Below are 19,124 nucleotides of genomic sequence, written 5' to 3' on the forward strand. Positions count from 1 at the left end.
TTAATTAAATATTTCTTATACATTTGCAACGTTAATAAGCTTGGACTTATGACAATTTAACGCTTAATGTAATAATATTTATTAGGACCTAAAATAAAACGAATGGAGAGAAAAAGTGTATATCCCAGTCAACCGAAGCGTAAAGTTTGCCCAAGGAGCTATTTAGCCCAGCGAACAGGCTTCACACTTATCTTAATCTTCCTATCTGTCGGGATAGTCTTTGCCCAAAAGACACAGATAACAGGAACTGTAACTGACGAATCAGGATTCCCTCTTCCGGGTGTGTCCATCACCACCAATGACAAAAGTGTCAACGGTACCACTACCGATGGAGAGGGACGCTTCACCCTGAGTGTCCCTTCCGGCAAACAAGTAAAGACTTTAACTTTCTCTTTTGTAGGAATGCAAACACTAGTCATTCCTTATAAAGGAGGAAAAATAAAAGTTACCTTGAAAGAGGATACCCAACAGATAGAAGAAGTGGTAGTAACCGGAATGTACGAACGTAAGAAAGAAGGGTTCACAGGTTCGGCCAACACGATGTCAGGAGAAGAAATCCGGAAGATGACCTCCGGAAACGTGTTGAAAGCCATCGAACTGCTCGACCCGGGGTTTCGCATGGACAGCAGAATGATGTCCGGCTCCAACCCGAGTGCCGTAGCAGGATTTTCCATGCGAGGTCAGTCGAGCATGGGGGATTACAGCACGGATGAAACCATCTTCATGCGCGGTGACATCGACACACGTCCCAATCAACCATTGTTCGTATTAGACGGCATCATCGGAGTGAGTGTAACCAAAATCACGGATATGGATCCGGAACAAATCAAGAGCATCACCTTACTGAAAGACGCTGCTGCCATGGTACTTTACGGTTCGCAAGCTTCCAATGGCGTAGTGGTGGTAGAGAGCAAGGCACCGGAAGCCGGCAAACTGCGTGTGACCTACAACGGTAACTACAAACTGGAATACCCCGACCTGACAGACTATGATCTGTTGGAAGCCGCCAACAAGTTGGAACTGGAAAGACGAGCCGGCTTCTATGATGAAGACAGCTACTCATTAGAGGATATAACCAACCGAAACAATACATACCGGAAAAAATTACTAGAAGTATTGCGAGGTGTGAACACTTACTGGCTCTCCCAGCCCTTGCAGACGGCTTTCGCACATCGGCACGGCATCAACTTGGAGGGCGGAGACGAAAGCTTGCGCTATAAACTATATGCAGGCATCAATCAGGCTCCCGGCATCATGAAAAAAACAGGCGTATACGGAAAAAGCGCCAGCTTAGATATCCGCTACCGATACAAAGGATTACTAATCAGCAATATACTCTATGTGGATTATTCCAAATCTGACAGAACCTCTCCGTATGGCTCATTCAAAGAGTATGCCCAACTGAATCCCTATTACCGCATTCATGACGAAAACGGACAAATTGCCCAATATCTGGAAAGAGCTATCCACACCAATGACAATACCGGAAGATCCTCCGGTGCGAATGTCGGTAACCCAATGTATAATACCTTATACAACACGTTCGACCGCAACGTCGCATTCGAAGTACGAGATGCATTCCGCGCGGAATATACACCTATCCCGAACCTACGTCTGGCGATGGATTTGACCCTATCCAAAACCACTTCCGATACGGATGTGTTCAAATCAGCCAATCATAATGATTTCATTTCGGTCTACAATATCTCTGAAAAAGGTTCATACGTATGGAACAACAGTAGTAATTTAGATTACGATTTGAGTTTTACGGCCAGTTATAACAAAGTATTCAACAACAAGCAGCTGCTCTCCGCCTATTTACGCTACAACGTAAACGAAAAGAAATTCCACAACGCGGGAGCGTATGCCACAGGATTTCCCAACGACAATATGGACGAGATATTCTTAGGAGCCAAAGCCAAGAAAAACAGTGGCAGCGAGAGTACATCCCGTGCATTTGGCGGAGTGGCAACCATCAGCTACACATACGACCAACGCTACGCAGCCGATTTGAACGGTCGTTTAGACGCATCATCCGAATTTGGTAAAAACAACCGATACGCACCATTCTGGTCTGCCGGAGTTCGATGGAACGCTGACAAAGAGAAGTTTATCCGGAAATTGGGATTGTTCGACGAATTGGTATTCCGTGCCACATACGGCATCACCGGTACGCAAGGTATCTCCACCTACGAAGCCCTTCAGATGTATACTTACGCCAACTCCATGCGCATATACGACAGTTCGGACGTAGTAGGTACCATGCTTCTCGGCATGGGAAACCCCGACTTGAAATGGCAAACTACGGACGCTTACAATATCGGAGTCGACTTCAATATGTTCAATCGTATATTGAGCGGTCGCTTCGAATACTATTACAAGCTTACCAAGAACACGATTCTTGACTATTCATTGGCACCTTCTACAGGCTTCAGTACCATCAAAGACAACCTCGGCAACATCACCAATTCGGGATATGAATTTTCCCTACGTATTATGCCTTACAACAATCTACAGCGTCAGCTGAATTTCAACGTTGTGATAAACGGTAGCCACAATGTCAACAAAATCAAGAAAATATCGAATGCTCTGCGTATCCGGAATCAAGAACTGCTGAAACCGGACTCCAACAATCCCAACAAGCTATCACGCCCAATGCCTCGTTACGAAGAAGGCTATTCACAATCCATAATTTGGGCCATCCGTTCATTGGGAATCGACCCGATTACCGGACGTGAAATATACCTTACCCGCAACGGAGAACGCACCAGTGAATGGAATGCCGTAGATGTAGTACCAGTAGGCGATATGGAACCCAAACTAGCCGGTACCCTCAGTGCCAACCTCAACTGGAAAGGACTCAGTATCAGTCTGGCGGCTCGTTACCAATTCGGCGGACAGGTTTATAACAAGACATTGGTGGACAAAATAGAGAATGCCAATCTACATTACAATGTAGACAAACGGGCTTTTACCGACCGCTGGAATGAAAATGAAATAGGCAAGCCCGTCAAGTTCAAATCGGTTTCGTCCAAAAACAACGGCTCACAGACTTTCGCGAGCACACGCTTCCTGATGAAAGACAACCAGCTGATAATGAATACCGTCAACATACAGTATCGCTTCGAACGCCGCTATTGCCCATTCATCAAACGGCTCGGCCTGAGTAACGCATCGGTAGGATTGTATTTAGAGGACTTGTTCCACTTCACCACAGTCAAAGTAGAACGGGGTATCGAGTATCCCATGTCTCGTCAGGCTTCTTTATCACTTAACTTAACATTTTAATGCAGCATGAATATGAACAAAATACTATCTATACTGATACTTGGTTCCGCCACACTTACCTCGTGCAGCGACTGGCTGGATGTAAAGCCCAAAACCAATGTAGAAGAGGAAGAGCTTTTTAAAAACGAACAGGGATTCAAGGAAGCTCTTACCGGAATATACATCGACATGAGCAAGAACACCACATACGGTCAGAACCTGACTTTTGGATTTATCGATTTCTTGGCGCAACGATATAATGTCAACTACAGCGGACAAGGCAACGAAGATTTCACGGACCCCAAGTGGTACGAGTTCGAGCAGAATTCAGGCAATACGACCAAATACACTAATTATATATGGTCTTCATGCTACAACCTGATAGCCAATCTGAACAATCTGATTGCCAACATTGAAAAAAAAGGAGAGGTTATCACCACAGAGGGATTCCGGGATTTGATTCACGGTGAAGCCTTGGGCTTACGCTCATTTATCTATTTCGATTTATTGCGTATGTGGGGGCCTATCTACAAAGACAATCCGACAGCACCTTCTATTCCTTACCGCACAGCTTTCGACCGATCCGCAGCCAAACTGCTTCCGGCCAAGGATGTGGCGGACAGTATCATTGTCAGCCTGAAAGCCGCCGAGAAATTATTGGAGAAGGATGCTATGGACATCAGCTTCCCCATATACAGTGAAACGAGCAATGCACATCCATTCTTAATACACCGGTACAAGCGCATGAACAAATATGCCGTAAAAGCGGAACTGGCACGTGTGTACATGTACATAGGAGACAAGACCAACGCCGCCCGATACGCCAACGAGGTAATCAATGCCAAAAGAGCAAACGGCAGTAAAATGTTTGCTCTGATTACAGACAACTCCAATGACCACTTAGGCTCTACCGAATTGATTTTCTCACTCAGCATGGACAGCGAGACTTTCGGAAGTTATATCAGAGACAACTTCATGATAAGTAACTGGAGCAACTTCTATATCAATGACCGCGATCGGATTGACAAGCTGTTCGATGTAAGCATCGACGGAAGCAATGACATGCGCATGAAAGAAGGTAGCGGCTTCGAGCTCACCGTACACGGAGGGTTCACAAAGAAATACACACAAGACAACTTCTCATACGCATTGAACAACACCGTGCCACTCATCCGCCTGCCGGAGATGTATTACATCCTGTCCGAATGCGCCGGTTCCCTCAATGAGGCGGCCAAGCAACTTTCCATCGTACGCGGAACCCGCGGATTGGATGACGTGGAGCTTACCAATGAAGAGGAACGGCTTTACAACATCGAGAAAGAATACCGCAAAGAGTTTTACGCGGAAGGACAGCTGTGGTACTTCTACAAGCGTCATGGGTACAAGACATTCCAGTTCTGCCCTGTAAAAGGAGATTTAACAGAAGTCAATTATCGCTTCAGCATCCCTGATGATGAAATAACCTTGGGAAACATTAACTAACCAAACAGAAGTAAATTATGAAACAGAAATATAGTTACGCAATAGCCCTCTGGCTCGCTGCATGTTTCACCGCATGTAACGAAGAGGAGGTACAAACATTCTCAGATAAGCCCGGCATCAATTTCTTGGAAAGATACGAGTCTTCCAACAATGTATCTTGGGGCAATGGCTATACACATCTTTACAGCACAATCAATTATTACGATATATATGCCTCCGGGAAATACGAGATGACGGAAGGCGAAGTGCCCATCCGAGTACAATTAGAAGGCAGACTCAGCGAAATACCCCTGAAAGTGAAGTTCAAAGCACAGCCTGTAGATGGTTTTGGAGAATTAGAAGTCACAGTTCCGGAAGAAGCTGTGGAAATCAAAGCGGGTGAATATACAGCCAACACTGTTATCAAGTATAAAAAGCCAAGCAGCTACGACAAAGAATTCAGGGCACAAATCGTAATCGACTATGCCAACAGCGATGTCGTAGCCGGCACAAAAGAACGCCAATCTTATCTCATCAAAGTCATTGACGAATTCAAACCGGAAAAGATGTACTTGAATTCATTCGACGATTGGAATGACTATTATCAATCCTGCTTAGGCGCCTATGGCCCTGAGAAAATTCGATTCGTACTTTCCGTCATAAAAGACTGGTTCGATTTCGCTTGCTACTATTCGGTATATTACCGTGATTATCCGGACTATGTGAGCTACTATGGAATACAAAAATACATGCCGGAAGTAATCGCGGCCTTGGAAACCTATAATAAGGAGCACCCCGGAGCCGAATTGAAAGAACAGGACGGTACCCCGGTTACATTTCCACAACCCTAAACAAATGAAGACTTCAAATTATGAACAAATTGAAATATATATTCGCATTTTCGGCAGGATTACTTCTGAGCTCCTGCTATGAAGATAAAGGTGACTATGATTATGACAACACGATTATCGAAGTTCCGGTTACCTTGCAACAGTCATACGGTGTAAAAAAAGCAAAAGAAAAATTTAGTTATACCATCACCCCCGACATCCACGTCCCCAAAGAATATGAAAAGAACCTGAGCTACGAATGGTATGTGAAGACGGAAAGCGACGCTTATATAAAAGGGGAATTAAAAGGAACGGACAAGAATTTCACTTTAGAAATAGACCCTACCGACCCTAAGATGGCCTATAACTACTACATCCGCTTATATGTGACCGATGCTACCACAGGAGCTGTCACCATGCGCCCCACTACCTTGGAAGTCATAAAGCCCTATACCTATGCATGGATGGTACTACACGAGACCGACGGTCATGCCGAACTTGGAGCAGTAGAATACATGGGAGGCGAAATAGCAGTGACCCCGGATGCATACACCCGTGACAAGGGAGAGTCTCTCTCCGGCAAACCCTTGAACCTGTCGTGTACGCAGTTCAAGTTTTATGACTATTACTACCGACTTGAAGCACAAAGTCCGCTGTTCCTGACTACTACCGATGAAACAGAATCCGGTTTAATCGACCAGACCGATAATTTCAGATTACGGAACAGTTGGGACATGCTCCTTAACGCAGCACAGAAAGAGGAAGCTTTCGACCCGACAAATATAATCTATTCCGGGGGCAATCAGGGGGCAATCATGACCTGTAAAGGAAAAGTGTTCTCACATTCTCAATATACACCGGTCATGTACCTAATGTCGCAAGGAAACAATTTAATAGGCGATTATTATATTTCCAAATTAGTTTGCGGGCCACAGGCAGGCGTAGGATTCGATGAAATCGGCAAACGTTTTGTAGACATCTCCTGCCAAAACTACGACTCGAAATCCTACTCTCATGTTGTTCCTTCCACCCCATGCGACATGGGACCTATCATCCCGATTCCAAACAACGAAGGGAACGCACTGAATGTCGATCCGAACAACTTGCCCAAAGATCAGAAAATAGTAGCCCTCGTAAACGGATATCATTACGGAAAGAGTGGCATCGCCCCATGGCAGCGATACACCATCTACGCATACACCCTCAACGGGAGTTCGCAATCATTCGTATATGTATTCCAATGCCGCGGGTTGACTGGAAACGACCCGGCCCTTCCCTATTACTACACATTCGTCACTCCAGACGGTATCGATGAGAATACGCCAATGACCTCAGGCAACAGTTTCAACAATATACTGTTTTATGCCGCAGGAAACAAAATCTATAAGTTAGACGTACCTACCGGAAAAACGACCTTAATTTACCAGCACGAAGACCCGGCCGCTACGGTAGCCGACCTGAGAATGGCATGCGAAGGATATTCTTTCAGCGATCAATCTGATGAAATCGGTATCAAAGACTATGGAGTTCCTTACAACCGTTGTTTGGGCGCTGCATTCAATCTATCCGATGGTACCGGTGAGTTGGTAGTGTTGCAACTTAACACTAACGGGCGTCTCTTGGAAGAGCAAACCAAATACCCGTCTACCCAGGTACACCGCGGATTTGGGAAGATCAAGAATATCGTATTTATCTAAATAGTTAAAAGTGATCATAAAAGATACAGCATATAGAGTAAAATAACACCTAATTTTTTATCCATAATGAAAAAACAAACATTTGTCACTCTTACAGCAGCTTTCGCCCTGTGTACCGCCTGCCAGTCGCCGAAACCGACAGAAACCGTACATCTGAAAGGACAACTTGTCGAAATGGGTACCAACCCCGTCATCATGGCGTACAATGGAGCGGCTTCCATGCTGGGCGACAGCCGGGACATCCCCATCCATACCGATGAGAACGGGTACTTCGACACAATTATTACCCTGAAAGAGCCTGCCTATTTCAACATCAGGCGCAACACGCTCTATCTGACACCGGGTGATGACATGACCGTGTGTATCACTTCCCATAACAAGGAAGCGACTTTCCAAGGTATTGGTGCCCAAGCTAACAACTATATGAAATATCGTCTGTTTCCGAAAGGAGGTTCGTATATCGAGGGCGGAAGCAACCTGCGAGGCAGCTTCGAAGCGACCCGGGTTTTGGTGGACAGTCTGGCTGAAATCAGAAAAAAAGAATTGGCACAGTTAGACAGTGTTTCCGAGGAGTTCAAACTGTTAGAAAGAGCACGTATTCAGGCCGATGTGCTAAACAGCTACCTTTCGTATTACAACTACGCAAGCATTTACTCACAATTCACTGACCGGGAAGCCATGCACCGGCAATACAAGGAGTTTTTACAGGAAGTAACGCCCTATGCCAAATCCATGTATCCGTCTCTCATAGACGAGAAATTCCTGAATGTAGCGGTCGTAAGAGATGTACTACACAATCTGTTCGATGAAGAAAGTACCTCATGGGCGGAAGGCCTGAACATTCCTGCAAGAACCCGAGAACTGTATGAAGCCTACAAATATATATCTTTGCTGCGCAGACAAGCCAACAAGGCAAGCGTTGACAGCGTGGGAACTTTTGTTGCTTCCATGCAATATTCCGATTTAGCCCACGAACTGAATCTGAAAGTGGAACAAGCGTCACAACTGCTTCCGGGAAAACCAGCGTTCGACATGATACTGACCGACTTGGAAGGACACACACACCATTTGTCGGAATTCAAGGGGAAAGTGCTGTATCTCGATTTCTGGGCAACCTGGTGCGGCCCATGCATGCAGGAATCTCCTCACTTCGAGGCATTAAGCAAAGAATATGTCGGAAAAGACATCCTGTTTATTCCCATTTCACAAGACACCAACCACAAAGCATGGACAGGTTATCTGGAAGGGCACAAGAAAAATCTGCCGCAATATAACTCGGTGGACAACACAGCCCGTACCAACTGGCAGATTTTCTACCTTCCCCGCTTTATGGTAATCGACCAACATTTCAACATTGTCGATGCATATGCCCCCGCCCCATCAGACAAGGAGAGCATCAAGGCGATTCTCAATACCTTATTGAATCCATAAATATTTTGCGACCGAGAAAACGGACATTAGAAGTACACCGGTAAAACGGAATGTACTTCTAATGTCCGTTTAAAGGCTCACTATTGATTATGAGTTTTGTTTTCTGCGTCAGGAGGTAGGCCAATCTTCTTCCAGAAATCTGTACTCCGCTCGTCCGGTTGTTGTACTTCATTGGGTCGATTCCCTCTTCTACGGCTTTGGTCCGCTTCTCCGCTTTATTCCGGCTAGGTTCGGTTTCATTTTGTCAACGATTTCATTCTATTCTGCAGACTGATTCCACTGCCATTACTGCCAACTCCCACTTTATGTCTGTCTGACTGTGCTTTTTTATCCTTGACATACTTATCAACGTGTTTATCAATAATTATATCCATACTAATTCTTTCATGCATCTATCAATACTGCTTTCACCGATATCTGTTGACAGTAGTTTTTGCACCACTCTTCGTAACAAAATATCTTCGTCAGACATTCTAAAATCGGACGGATACGTAAAAATTGAGTAGAGGTATCCTTGTTCCTATAGGGTGATTGGGACGTCCTTCTCCAAATCCTACAAGACATATCTGCTTCCTACAACTTCTACTGTCATAACAGATGTTATTTTTTCAACCCTTTATTTTAAAATCCATTACATATTACATTTCTGCCGAGAGCTGGAATAGATGTTTGACGACAGGTTAAATGAAAGATTCGTGAAGTAACGCCAACAAATTCTTCGTTTTATTGTTGAATAAAAAATAAAAAGTGTAAATTTGTACCTAGATGCCACTTAAACTAACAACATATTATCATGGGAAAGATATTCCTGAATTACCTGGGAAAAACACCTTCCATTCCAAAGAGTTATTTCAGATTTACGAAGCAACTCCTGGGTATACTCCTTTATTAATAGTAGCAACGGAGAACGGCAAACCTGTGGCACGCCTGCTTGCCGCCATTCGCAAAGCAAAAAAGTGGCTCCCTTCCTCTTTGGTGAAACATTGTGTAGTATATAGCGAAGGGGAATTTCTGGACGAGGCTTTTTCTGCCAATAAAGAGAAGGCAGAAGAAGTCTTTGGCGATATGCTCGAACATCTCACGCAAGAAGCATCGCGCAGCTGTGTCCTGATTGAATTCCGGAACCTGAACAATTCGATGTTCGGTTATCGCGTTTTCCGTGCCAACGATTATTTCCCTGTCAACTGGTTACGGGTGCGCAACTCACTGCACAGCATGGAAAAGGTGGAAGGCAGATTCAGCCCGTCACGCACCCGACAAATAAAAAAAGGACTCAAAAACGGAGGCAAAGTAGAAGAAGCTCATACAGTAGAAGAGATCCGTGATTTCACACGGATGCTACACAAAGTTTATTCCTCCCGCATACGTAGATATTTTCCTGCCAATGATTTCTTCCACCACATGAACAGCATGTTAATCAAAGGAAAACAAGCAAAAATTTTTGTTGTAAAATACAAAGAGAAAATCATCGGCGGCTCTGTCTGTATCTATTCGGAAGACAATGCATACCTTCTGGTTCTCAGGAGGAATGAGAAAAACCTATGCACTTCAATATCCGGGCGTACTAGCCGTTTGGAAAGCATTGGAAGATGCACATCAGCGGGGATTCCACCACATGGAATTTATGGATGTGGGGCTTCCGTTCCGCAAACATGGTTATCGTGATTTCGTTCTCCGCTTCGGAGGAAAACAAAGCAGTACCCGTCGTTGGTTCCGCATCAATTGGAACTGGCTGAACAAACTCTTAGTCAAATTTTACGTCTAAATGTAATCTCAAGATTGCAAAACACCTCTTCATATTCCTTTCATACCATTTATTCTGCTTAATAATCCAATAATTAAATGCAGAAATATTTCTTTATTAGGTAAGAAATGTCTTTCTTTGTGCTGTTTTATGCCTTATGCGCACAGATTTAAAACCAATAAAAAAGTATAGTTATGAAGATTTCACACATTGAGCATCTGGGCATTGCTGTAAAAAGCATTGAAGAAGCCCTTCCTTACTACGAAAATGTATTAGGTCTGAAGTGTTACAACATTGAAACAGTGGAAGATCAGAAAGTAAGAACTGCTTTTTTAAAAGTAGGTGAAACAAAAATCGAACTGTTGGAGCCGACTTGCCCTGAAAGTACCATTGCCAAATTTATAGAAAACAAAGGTGCAGGTGTCCATCACGTTGCATTTGCTGTAGAAGATGGAGTAGCTAACGCTTTGGCAGAAGCAGAGAACCAAGAAATCCGCCTTATCGACAAAGCTCCCCGCAAGGGTGCTGAAGGTTTGAATATTGCTTTCCTTCACCCGAAATCAACTCTGGGCGTGCTCACAGAACTCTGCGAACATTAATCATAAACTCTAAAACCAACAAGAACTTATGAGTAATCAACTTGAAAAAATTAAAGAGCTTATTGAACACCGTACCGTGGCACGTATCGGAGGCGGTGAAAAAGCAATTGCGAAGCAACATGAAAAAGGGAAATACACAGCACGCGAGCGTCTGGCTATGTTGCTTGACGAGGGTAGCTTCGAAGAAATGGACATGTTCGTTGAGCACAGATGCACGAACTTCGGTATGGAGAAAAAACATTATCCGGGCGATGGAGTAGTGACCGGCTGCGGTACAATCGAAGGACGTTTGGTATATGTATTCGCACAGGACTTCACCGTTTCTGCCGGTTCGCTGTCAGAAACAATGTCACTGAAAATCTGTAAAATCATGGATCAGGCAATGAAAATGGGTGCTCCCTGCATTGGCATCAACGACTCAGGTGGTGCACGTATTCAGGAAGGTATCAATGCTTTGGCTGGTTATGCAGAAATCTTCCAACGCAATATCCTTGCTTCCGGTGTTATCCCACAGATTTCCGGTATCTTTGGCCCTTGTGCCGGTGGTGCCGTTTATTCTCCGGCACTGACCGACTTCACGCTAATGATGGAAGGTACTTCTTATATGTTCCTCACCGGACCGAAAGTTGTGAAGACTGTAACAGGTGAAGACGTTAGCCAAGAAAACCTCGGTGGCGCGAGCGTTCACTCAACCAAATCGGGCGTGACTCATTTCACCGCTAAAACAGAAGAAGAAGGTTTCAAACTGATTCGCAAACTGTTGAGCTATATTCCTCAAAACAACCTTGAAGAACCTCCTTATGTAGATTGTACAGACCCAATCGATCGTTTGGAAGACTCTTTGAACGATATCATCCCCGACAGCCCCACTAAACCGTATGATATGTACGAAGTGATCGGTGCTATTGTGGACAACGGTGAATTCCTTGAAATCCAAAAAGATTATGCGAAGAATATCATCATCGGTTTTGCTCGTTTCAACGGACAATCGGTAGGTATCGTTGCTAATCAGCCTAAATATCTGGCTGGTGTGCTCGATAGCAATGCTTCTCGCAAGGGTGCCCGTTTCGTTCGTTTCTGCGATGCATTCAATATCCCCATCGTATCGTTAGTCGATGTACCGGGATTCCTTCCGGGAACAGGTCAGGAGTACAACGGTGTCATCCTTCATGGTGCTAAGCTGTTGTACGCTTACGGTGAAGCTACTGTGCCCAAGGTTACTATCACATTACGTAAATCCTACGGAGGTTCTCATATCGTGATGAGCTGTAAGCAACTCCGCGGTGACATGAACTATGCATGGCCGACAGCGGAAATCGCCGTAATGGGTGGTGCAGGAGCAGTAGAAGTATTGTACGCACGCGAAGCCAAAGATCATGAGAATCCTGCTCAATTCCTTGCAGAAAAAGAAGCAGAATACACCAAACTGTTTGCTAATCCTTACAATGCAGCTAAATATGGTTACATTGACGATGTGATTGAACCACGCAACACACGTTTCCGTATTATCCGTGCTTTGCAGCAATTGCAGACTAAGAAATTGAGCAATCCAGCCAAGAAGCATGGTAATATTCCGTTGTAATCCTACTTTTCACATTAAAACAAGAACGATTATGAACAAAACCAAAATCGGAATATTCCTTTCTTTGCTGTTGCTTATTGGGCTGACTTCTTGTGGAGAGCAAAAGTCGAACAACAAGCTAGTGCTGAACGAAGTCCTGATAGACAATCAAAGCAACTTTCAGGACGATTACGGATTGCACAGTGCATGGATTGAAATATTCAATAAATCATTCGGTAGCGCCGACCTGGCAGCCTGCTTGCTGAAAGTAAGCAACCAACCCGGTGATACAATTACTTACTTTATCCCGAAAGGTGATATACTGACATTAGTGAAGCCGCGCCAACATGCACTATTTTGGGCAGACGGTGAGCCTAACCGCGGAACTTTCCACACCAGCTTCAAGCTGAATCCGAAAACAGCCAACTGGATTGGCTTATTCGACTCCGGTAGAAAACTGCTTGACCAGATTGTAATACCTGCAGGCGTTCTTGGTCCCGATCAATCGTATGCCCGTGTAAGTGACGGAGCAGCAGACTGGGAAGTAAAAGGTGGAAGTGGTGACAAATACGTGACTCCGAGTACGAACAACAAGACTCTTGACAGTAATACCAAGATGGAAAAGTTTGAAGAACATGACGCTAATGGTATTGGAATGTCCATTTCTGCCATGAGTGTAGTATTCTGTGGATTGATTCTTCTCTTTATTGCTTTCAAGATTGTAGGAAAAGTTGCCGTAAATTTGAGCAAACGCAATACGATGAAATCCAAAGGCATCGACAAGCATGAAGCAAAAGAGCTCTCACAAGCTCCCGGAGAAGTGTACGCTGCCATATCTATGGCATTGCACGAGATGCAAGATGAGGTACACGACGTAGAAGAGACGGTACTTACCATCACTCGCGTAAAACGCAGCTATTCACCATGGAATTCGAAGATTTACACCTTGCGTGAAACTCCCAAAAAGTAAATCACCCCATAAAAAATAAAACGATGAAAGAATACAAATATAAAATCAATGGTAACTCTTATAAAGTGACCATCGGAAATATTGAAGATAATATCGCTCATGTAGAAGTGAACGGTACACACTATAAAGTAGAAATGGAGAAACAACCGAAACCTGCTGTGAAACCAGTAACAGTTCGTCCTATGCCTAATGCTCCTACTGCTCCTACTCAAGTAGTGAGACCAGCTGCTCCGTCTACCGGAAAATCGGGAGTGAAATCTCCGCTGCCGGGTGTTATCCTCGACATCAAAGTAAACGTAGGCGATACTGTAAAGAAAGGGCAGACTATCATTATATTGGAAGCCATGAAGATGGAAAACAATATCAATGCGGATAAAGACGGTAAAATTACTGCCATCAATGTAAACAAAGGTGACTCTGTTCTTGAAGGTAATGACCTCGTAATTATTGAATAATATGGGAGATTTTATAAACTTTTTAGGAAATAACCTCGCCGACTTCTGGACATACACAGGCTTTGCCAATGCTACGGTAGGGCATGTAGCCATGATTCTCGTGGGCCTGGTATTCATCTATTTGGCAATAGCCAAAGAGTTCGAACCGATGTTGCTGATTCCAATCGGTTTCGGTATATTAATCGGTAATATACCTTTTAACATGGATGCCGGACTAAAAGTCGGTATTTATGAAGAAGGATCAGTTTTGAACATATTGTATCAGGGAGTAACTTCCGGCTGGTATCCGCCGCTCATCTTCTTAGGTATTGGTGCCATGACGGATTTCTCAGCACTTATTTCCAATCCGAAATTGATGTTGATCGGTGCAGCTGCACAGTTCGGGATCTTCGGTGCTTACATGATTGCATTGGCAATGGGGTTCGACCCCATGCAAGCCGGTGCCATCGGTATCATTGGTGGAGCAGATGGTCCGACGGCTATCTTCCTTTCTTCCAAGCTAGCACCTAACCTGATGGGAGCCATTGCAGTGTCTGCCTACTCCTATATGGCATTGGTTCCGGTAATACAGCCGCCTATCATGCGCCTACTCACCACTAAAAGCGAACGCGTCATCCGCATGAAACCGCCACGTGCCGTTTCTCACACGGAGAAAGTGATCTTCCCGATCATCGGTTTGTTGCTAACTTGTTTTCTGGTTCCTTCCGGTCTGCCTTTGTTGGGTATGCTATTCTTTGGTAACCTGTTGAAAGAAAGTGGTGTAACCCGTCGTCTTGCCAACACAGCCAGTGGTCCATTGATTGACACAATCACGATCCTGTTAGGACTGACAGTAGGTGCTTCTACGCAAGCTTCCGAATTCCTGACATTTGATTCTATCAAGATCTTTGCCCTCGGTGCATTGTCATTCGTTATTGCAACTACATCCGGTGTAATCTTCGTTAAGATATTCAACATCTTCCTGAAGAAGGATAACAAGATTAATCCGTTGATTGGTAATGCAGGCGTTTCTGCTGTTCCCGATTCTGCACGTATTTCGCAGGTAATTGGCTTGGAATATGATTCGACTAATTATTTGTTGATGCATGCTATGGGTCCGAACGTTGCCGGAGTGATCGGTTCAGCTGTCGCTGCCGGTATCCTGCTTGGATTCTTGATGTAGAGATAAGATACCTCTGCCGGATTCCCATTCGGTATGTCTTAAACGATCAAAGTAGAATTCTTCTCTACGAAAATGTCTCTTTCTACGGAAAGGGGCATTTTTTATTGTCCTTCTTTTCTTTATACCATCTCTGCCCCACCACCCTATTAACGGCGCAACATAGACCCTATCCACAGAACAGGAAAAACTGAATAAAAAGGGAGAACTCGTTTTAGAAGTAACCCATTAGTATAATGCTGCTGACAATTGGCTGAAAGAGCTGAAAAGTAAACAAAAAATAGAAGATTTCTTTCAGAATGAGAATCCCGAGACTACAAAGAAAGAATAAAACCTGCGTTTTACCGCTAACTAAAAAGGCTGCCACCGTCAACCGGAAGCAGCCTTTCTTTTTATTTATGAAATAATCCGAAAATTACTGTGCCAATTTATTGTCAGAACCGAGCACGTTAAGGATTTTGTGCTTATACAGTTTCTCCATGTTGTCACGAGCCGGACCAAGATACTTACGTGGATCGAATTCAGCCGGTTTTTCAACAAAAGTCTTACGGATAGCAGCAGTCATAGCCAAACGAGAGTCTGAGTCAATGTTGATTTTGCAAACAGCTGACTTAGCTGCTTTACGCAACCATTCTTCCGGAATACCGATAGCAGCTTTCAGTGCGCCGCCGTATTGGTTGATAGTTTCCACTTCTTCTTGAGGAACTGAAGAAGATCCGTGAAGAACGATAGGGAATCCCGGAAGTTTTTCCATAACAGCATCCAACACCTCGAAAGCCAAAGGAGGAGGAACCATACGACCAGTTTTCGGATCGATGTGACATTGTTCCGGAGTAAATTTGTAAGCACCGTGAGAAGTACCGATTGAGATCGCCAAAGAGTCGCAACCCGTGCGAGTAGCGAAGTCGATCACTTCTTCAGGGTCAGTATATGTGTGGTGTTCAGCAGAAACTTCATCTTCTACACCAGCCAATACACCAAGTTCACCTTCTACAGTTACATCAAACTGGTGAGCGTAATCCACTACCTTCTTAGTCAATGCAACATTTTCTTCATAAGGAAGGTGTGAACCATCGATCATCACTGAAGAGAAACCTGAATCGATACAAGATTTACAAGTTTCGAATGTATCTCCGTGGTCAAGATGAAGAACGATTTCCGGATGTGCGCAGCCTAATTCTTTAGCATATTCTACAGCACCCTGTGCCATGTAACGCAACAAAGTAGCGTTAGCATACTGACGAGCACCCTTAGAAACCTGAAGAATCACAGGAGATTTAGTTTCAACAGCAGCCTTGATGATAGCCTGCATCTGTTCCATATTGTTGAAGTTGAATGCTGGGATAGCATATCCACCTTTGATAGCCTTAGCAAACATTTCTCTTGTGTTTACCAATCCTAAATCTTTGTAATTTACCATTTTGTTTAAAGTTTATTGTTAGTGAATAAAAATTCTACGCAAAAGTAAGCATTATCCATCGAATAACGAACACCGAAAAGAAAAATATAGTAGAAAAAGGCTTAAATCAGATGCCAAATTTTTGCAAGAATTCGAGTGCGGCATCAGATTGTAATGTCTACCTTGCAAATAACCGACTAAAAGACAGATATATGCAGCTGCACTCACGCTGCCATCCATAAAGATTTCAGCCACGACCTATAGACGTTCAACCTGCCATTCAACGTAAGTTCGATATAAAATCAAAAAATGAAAAATTGCCCGTCATTGATAAAATCCATATCAATGGCGGGTTGCATCACACATGACCATATACGCATAAGCAAATCAGTTCTCCGGATTTATTCAATCCGGTTTCTTTTGATTGCCTAACGGACAGCATCCTGGCAGGCAATTGTCCCAATTAGAAATGCATGTGGGAATCATCTTCTATAGAACTGTCTCAACGGACTCTCATCATGCAATTCTCAATCAGAGAGGCTCCATTGCCATGGTTCATAATATAAGCAAATTCATTTTTTTATCACTCTTCAAGATAAAGCCCAAATCTTTGATGCCAATTGATATGGTACTATTACAAGCAATATATGCAGGACAGATGCATAATCCGTGCATTAAATGACTACATAAACCAATGATGATAACATACCTATTTAGAATACAGAACATCTTTATCGAAGCAATATTGTCCTAAATAAATTTTGAGCATGAGCTAACTGACTATACTGTTAAGTATAGCCTCGAGAGTTCAAAATCAATCCCCCCCTAATCGTTTTCGATGGTTTCGGGAGGTGGTGTAAATGGTTGATCAAGCCATTTTTGGAGGTCGATTTTGGTAAATGTGTTCAGCCGGAGGGTGACCACAAGGTTAGCCAATGCCCATTTGTATCTTGCGATGTGCTTTAGCCATGTCAGAATCAGCATTGTAGTCATAGCAGTCCATATTTGGGTCTCTACGGCATTGCGGGATGTGCCGATAAAGCTCTTGATGCGTAGCAGTTGCTTGAGGTTGCGAAAGAAGATTTCTATGTTCCACCGAGCCTTGTACAGAGCCGCTATGCTTGATGCTGCCAATGTGAAGTTGTTTGTGAGTAGCTCAACCTCAAAACCGTGTTCATCGTTCCATACTGCGATGCGACGTAAACGTTTGGGATATTTGGATTTGGCCGCCGAGAGTTCGAACTCGATTATTTCGTCAATAAGTACATTCTGAGCGTGTTTTTCAGGCAAAGGCAACTCCTCTATGGCTTTGTACCGGATATTGTCTTTATGACGCACTACAAAGAACACGTTGCTGCTGTCCCAATTATTCAGCAATGAGTAGTCACAGTAGCCTCGGTCGGCTACTACAATACTATACGGATGTAACTCAATATCAAAAGCAGCTTTGTTGTCGGTGGTTTTGCCATCGGTGATATTCACGAACTCCGGCAAAAGACTGTCATAGTCCAATAGCGTGTGCATCTTGACCGCCCCCTTGGTGGTAGTGTAATGTGCCCAGTCATATATTGACAGAGTCAATGACACCAATGTGGAGTCGAGCAGTTTTATCGGCATCTTGAAACGGAACTTTCTTCGTTGCCATAGGGCTTGCTGTCCGAAATACTGAAACAACGAGTAGAATATGCCGCGAAAAACCGAACTGTCTCGGTTGGCGTTCTGATATGCTACCGTTGACTTGGATGGTGCACGGTTGATTCCCAAATGATTGAGGTTGCCGGTGGCTGATTTCAGCCCGTTTGAGATATCTCTGACTGAATCACATCCTGAGAATTGGCTGAAAATCATGCTAACAAACTGACTCCATGTATTGTAGCCCTTACAATGCTTGTCTGACCCCGAAGATTTTATGATTTTCCTGATATTTTCTTTCGGGAGATGTGATATTACCTGTGCGAAAAGTGTTATATTTGCCATAGGAAGTAGATGAGTTGGTAGCTCGCTACTAAGGTAGTCATTTTACCTTAGTTCTACTTCCTTTTTATTTGTTCCCCCAATTTATTTAGGACAATATTGTTATCGAAGATTTTTTCCATAAAACCTTTTTCTATTTCACAGAAAAACATTACCTTTGCGCACTGAAAATGACCATTACACTATTTCTTACCAAAATAGTAACAGAATATAAATTAAAAAACAGATACTGAAATGAAAAAAGGCCTTCATCCAGAATCATACCGTCCGGTAGTATTTAAAGATATGTCAAATGGTGACATGTTTTTATCTAAGTCAACTGTAGCAACCAAAGAAACCATCGAATTCGAAGGTGAAACTTATCCGTTGCTGAAGATTGAAATCTCAAACACTTCTCACCCGTTCTATACAGGTAAATCTACATTGGTGGATACTGCTGGTCGTGTTGATAAGTTCATGAGCCGTTACGGTGACCGCAAGAAGAAATAATTCGATTTTTCGCGAAAGATGAAAAAAGAGAAGGTGTGTCGTAATGAACGATACGCCTTCTTTTTTTCATCACCTATAAAGAATCAGT

The 19,124-nt window shown here is 43.7% G+C and carries 13 protein-coding genes and 1 pseudogene; 12 read left to right on the forward strand and 2 right to left on the reverse strand.

Features of this window, described 5'->3' with window-relative positions; all coding sequences use genetic code 11:
- Window positions 1–102 precede the first annotated feature (102 nt).
- The 11 genes and pseudogenes from AB9N12_RS02210 to AB9N12_RS02260 all read left to right on the forward strand — a co-directional run bounded on the left by AB9N12_RS02210 (window position 103) and on the right by AB9N12_RS02260 (window position 15,177).
- Window positions 103–3,288, forward strand: a complete 3,186-nt coding sequence (locus AB9N12_RS02210; protein WP_369889317.1) for a SusC/RagA family TonB-linked outer membrane protein — start codon at window positions 103–105, stop codon at window positions 3,286–3,288.
- 12 nt (window positions 3,289–3,300) lie between these two features.
- On the forward strand, window positions 3,301–4,749 hold the full coding sequence (locus AB9N12_RS02215; protein ID WP_369889319.1) for a RagB/SusD family nutrient uptake outer membrane protein: 1,449 nt from the start codon (window positions 3,301–3,303) through the stop codon (window positions 4,747–4,749).
- 17 nt (window positions 4,750–4,766) lie between these two features.
- Window positions 4,767–5,579, forward strand: a complete 813-nt coding sequence (locus AB9N12_RS02220) for a hypothetical protein (protein ID WP_369889322.1) — start codon at window positions 4,767–4,769, stop codon at window positions 5,577–5,579.
- Between the two features lie 20 nt (window positions 5,580–5,599).
- Window positions 5,600–7,255 (forward strand): PKD-like family lipoprotein, encoded by a 1,656-nt coding sequence (locus tag AB9N12_RS02225; protein ID WP_369889324.1) that lies wholly within the window; start codon window positions 5,600–5,602, stop codon window positions 7,253–7,255.
- A 66-nt stretch (window positions 7,256–7,321) separates the two neighbouring features.
- Window positions 7,322–8,686, forward strand: a complete 1,365-nt coding sequence (locus tag AB9N12_RS02230) for a TlpA family protein disulfide reductase (protein WP_369889326.1) — start codon at window positions 7,322–7,324, stop codon at window positions 8,684–8,686.
- A 765-nt stretch (window positions 8,687–9,451) separates the two neighbouring features.
- Window positions 9,452–10,451: pseudogene (locus AB9N12_RS02235) on the forward strand (GNAT family N-acetyltransferase).
- Between the two features lie 173 nt (window positions 10,452–10,624).
- Window positions 10,625–11,029, forward strand: coding sequence for a methylmalonyl-CoA epimerase (gene mce, locus AB9N12_RS02240; RefSeq protein WP_369889327.1), 405 nt, complete (start codon window positions 10,625–10,627; stop codon window positions 11,027–11,029).
- Window positions 11,030–11,057: 28 nt separating this feature from the next.
- The gene (locus tag AB9N12_RS02245) at window positions 11,058–12,611 is read left to right on the forward strand and encodes an acyl-CoA carboxylase subunit beta (RefSeq protein WP_369889329.1); all 1,554 of its coding nucleotides are present in this window, start codon (window positions 11,058–11,060) and stop codon (window positions 12,609–12,611) included.
- A gap of 31 nt (window positions 12,612–12,642) precedes the next feature.
- A complete protein-coding gene (locus AB9N12_RS02250) occupies window positions 12,643–13,560 on the forward strand; it encodes an OadG family transporter subunit (RefSeq protein ID WP_369889331.1) in 918 nt (305 codons plus the stop codon).
- A gap of 23 nt (window positions 13,561–13,583) precedes the next feature.
- Entirely contained in the window at window positions 13,584–14,015 is a 432-nt protein-coding gene (locus AB9N12_RS02255) for an acetyl-CoA carboxylase biotin carboxyl carrier protein subunit (protein WP_369889333.1), read from the forward strand.
- 1 nt (window position 14,016) lies between these two features.
- Complete coding sequence (locus AB9N12_RS02260) at window positions 14,017–15,177, forward strand: sodium ion-translocating decarboxylase subunit beta (protein WP_369889335.1); 1,161 nt, start codon at window positions 14,017–14,019, stop codon at window positions 15,175–15,177.
- A 412-nt stretch (window positions 15,178–15,589) separates the two neighbouring features.
- On the opposite strand, the gene AB9N12_RS02265 is transcribed toward AB9N12_RS02260, so the two are convergent.
- Together AB9N12_RS02265 and AB9N12_RS02270 are read right to left on the reverse strand one after the other, a co-directional pair.
- On the reverse strand, window positions 15,590–16,594 hold the full coding sequence (locus AB9N12_RS02265; protein WP_369889336.1) for a class II fructose-bisphosphate aldolase: 1,005 nt from the start codon (window positions 16,592–16,594) through the stop codon (window positions 15,590–15,592).
- 804 nt (window positions 16,595–17,398) lie between these two features.
- Window positions 17,399–18,550 (reverse strand): IS4 family transposase, encoded by a 1,152-nt coding sequence (locus AB9N12_RS02270; RefSeq protein WP_369889338.1) that lies wholly within the window; start codon window positions 18,548–18,550, stop codon window positions 17,399–17,401.
- 231 nt (window positions 18,551–18,781) lie between these two features.
- Here AB9N12_RS02270 and AB9N12_RS02275 point away from each other — a divergent pair, with 231 nt between their 5' ends.
- Window positions 18,782–19,036, forward strand: a complete 255-nt coding sequence (locus AB9N12_RS02275) for a type B 50S ribosomal protein L31 (RefSeq protein ID WP_005678397.1) — start codon at window positions 18,782–18,784, stop codon at window positions 19,034–19,036.
- Window positions 19,037–19,124 lie beyond the last annotated feature (88 nt).

The sequence above is a fragment of the Bacteroides sp. AN502(2024) genome (assembly GCF_041227145.1).
GTDB lineage: Bacteria > Bacteroidota > Bacteroidia > Bacteroidales > Bacteroidaceae > Bacteroides.

Bases quoted from the DNA above. Each gene is read 5' to 3' on its own strand.
- AB9N12_RS02210 (WP_369889317.1), top strand. From the start codon at position 103: ATGGAGAGAAAAAGTGTATATCCCAGTCAACCGAAGCGTAAAGTTTGC.
- AB9N12_RS02215 (WP_369889319.1), top strand. From the start codon at position 3,301: ATGAACAAAATACTATCTATACTGATACTTGGTTCCGCCACACTTACC.
- AB9N12_RS02220 (WP_369889322.1), top strand. From the start codon at position 4,767: ATGAAACAGAAATATAGTTACGCAATAGCCCTCTGGCTCGCTGCATGT.
- AB9N12_RS02225 (WP_369889324.1), top strand. From the start codon at position 5,600: ATGAACAAATTGAAATATATATTCGCATTTTCGGCAGGATTACTTCTG.
- AB9N12_RS02230 (WP_369889326.1), top strand. From the start codon at position 7,322: ATGAAAAAACAAACATTTGTCACTCTTACAGCAGCTTTCGCCCTGTGT.
- mce (WP_369889327.1), top strand. From the start codon at position 10,625: ATGAAGATTTCACACATTGAGCATCTGGGCATTGCTGTAAAAAGCATT.
- AB9N12_RS02245 (WP_369889329.1), top strand. From the start codon at position 11,058: ATGAGTAATCAACTTGAAAAAATTAAAGAGCTTATTGAACACCGTACC.
- AB9N12_RS02250 (WP_369889331.1), top strand. From the start codon at position 12,643: ATGAACAAAACCAAAATCGGAATATTCCTTTCTTTGCTGTTGCTTATT.
- AB9N12_RS02255 (WP_369889333.1), top strand. From the start codon at position 13,584: ATGAAAGAATACAAATATAAAATCAATGGTAACTCTTATAAAGTGACC.
- AB9N12_RS02260 (WP_369889335.1), top strand. From the start codon at position 14,017: ATGGGAGATTTTATAAACTTTTTAGGAAATAACCTCGCCGACTTCTGG.
- AB9N12_RS02265 (WP_369889336.1), bottom strand. From the start codon at position 16,594: ATGGTAAATTACAAAGATTTAGGATTGGTAAACACAAGAGAAATGTTT.
- AB9N12_RS02270 (WP_369889338.1), bottom strand. From the start codon at position 18,550: ATGGCAAATATAACACTTTTCGCACAGGTAATATCACATCTCCCGAAA.
- AB9N12_RS02275 (WP_005678397.1), top strand. From the start codon at position 18,782: ATGAAAAAAGGCCTTCATCCAGAATCATACCGTCCGGTAGTATTTAAA.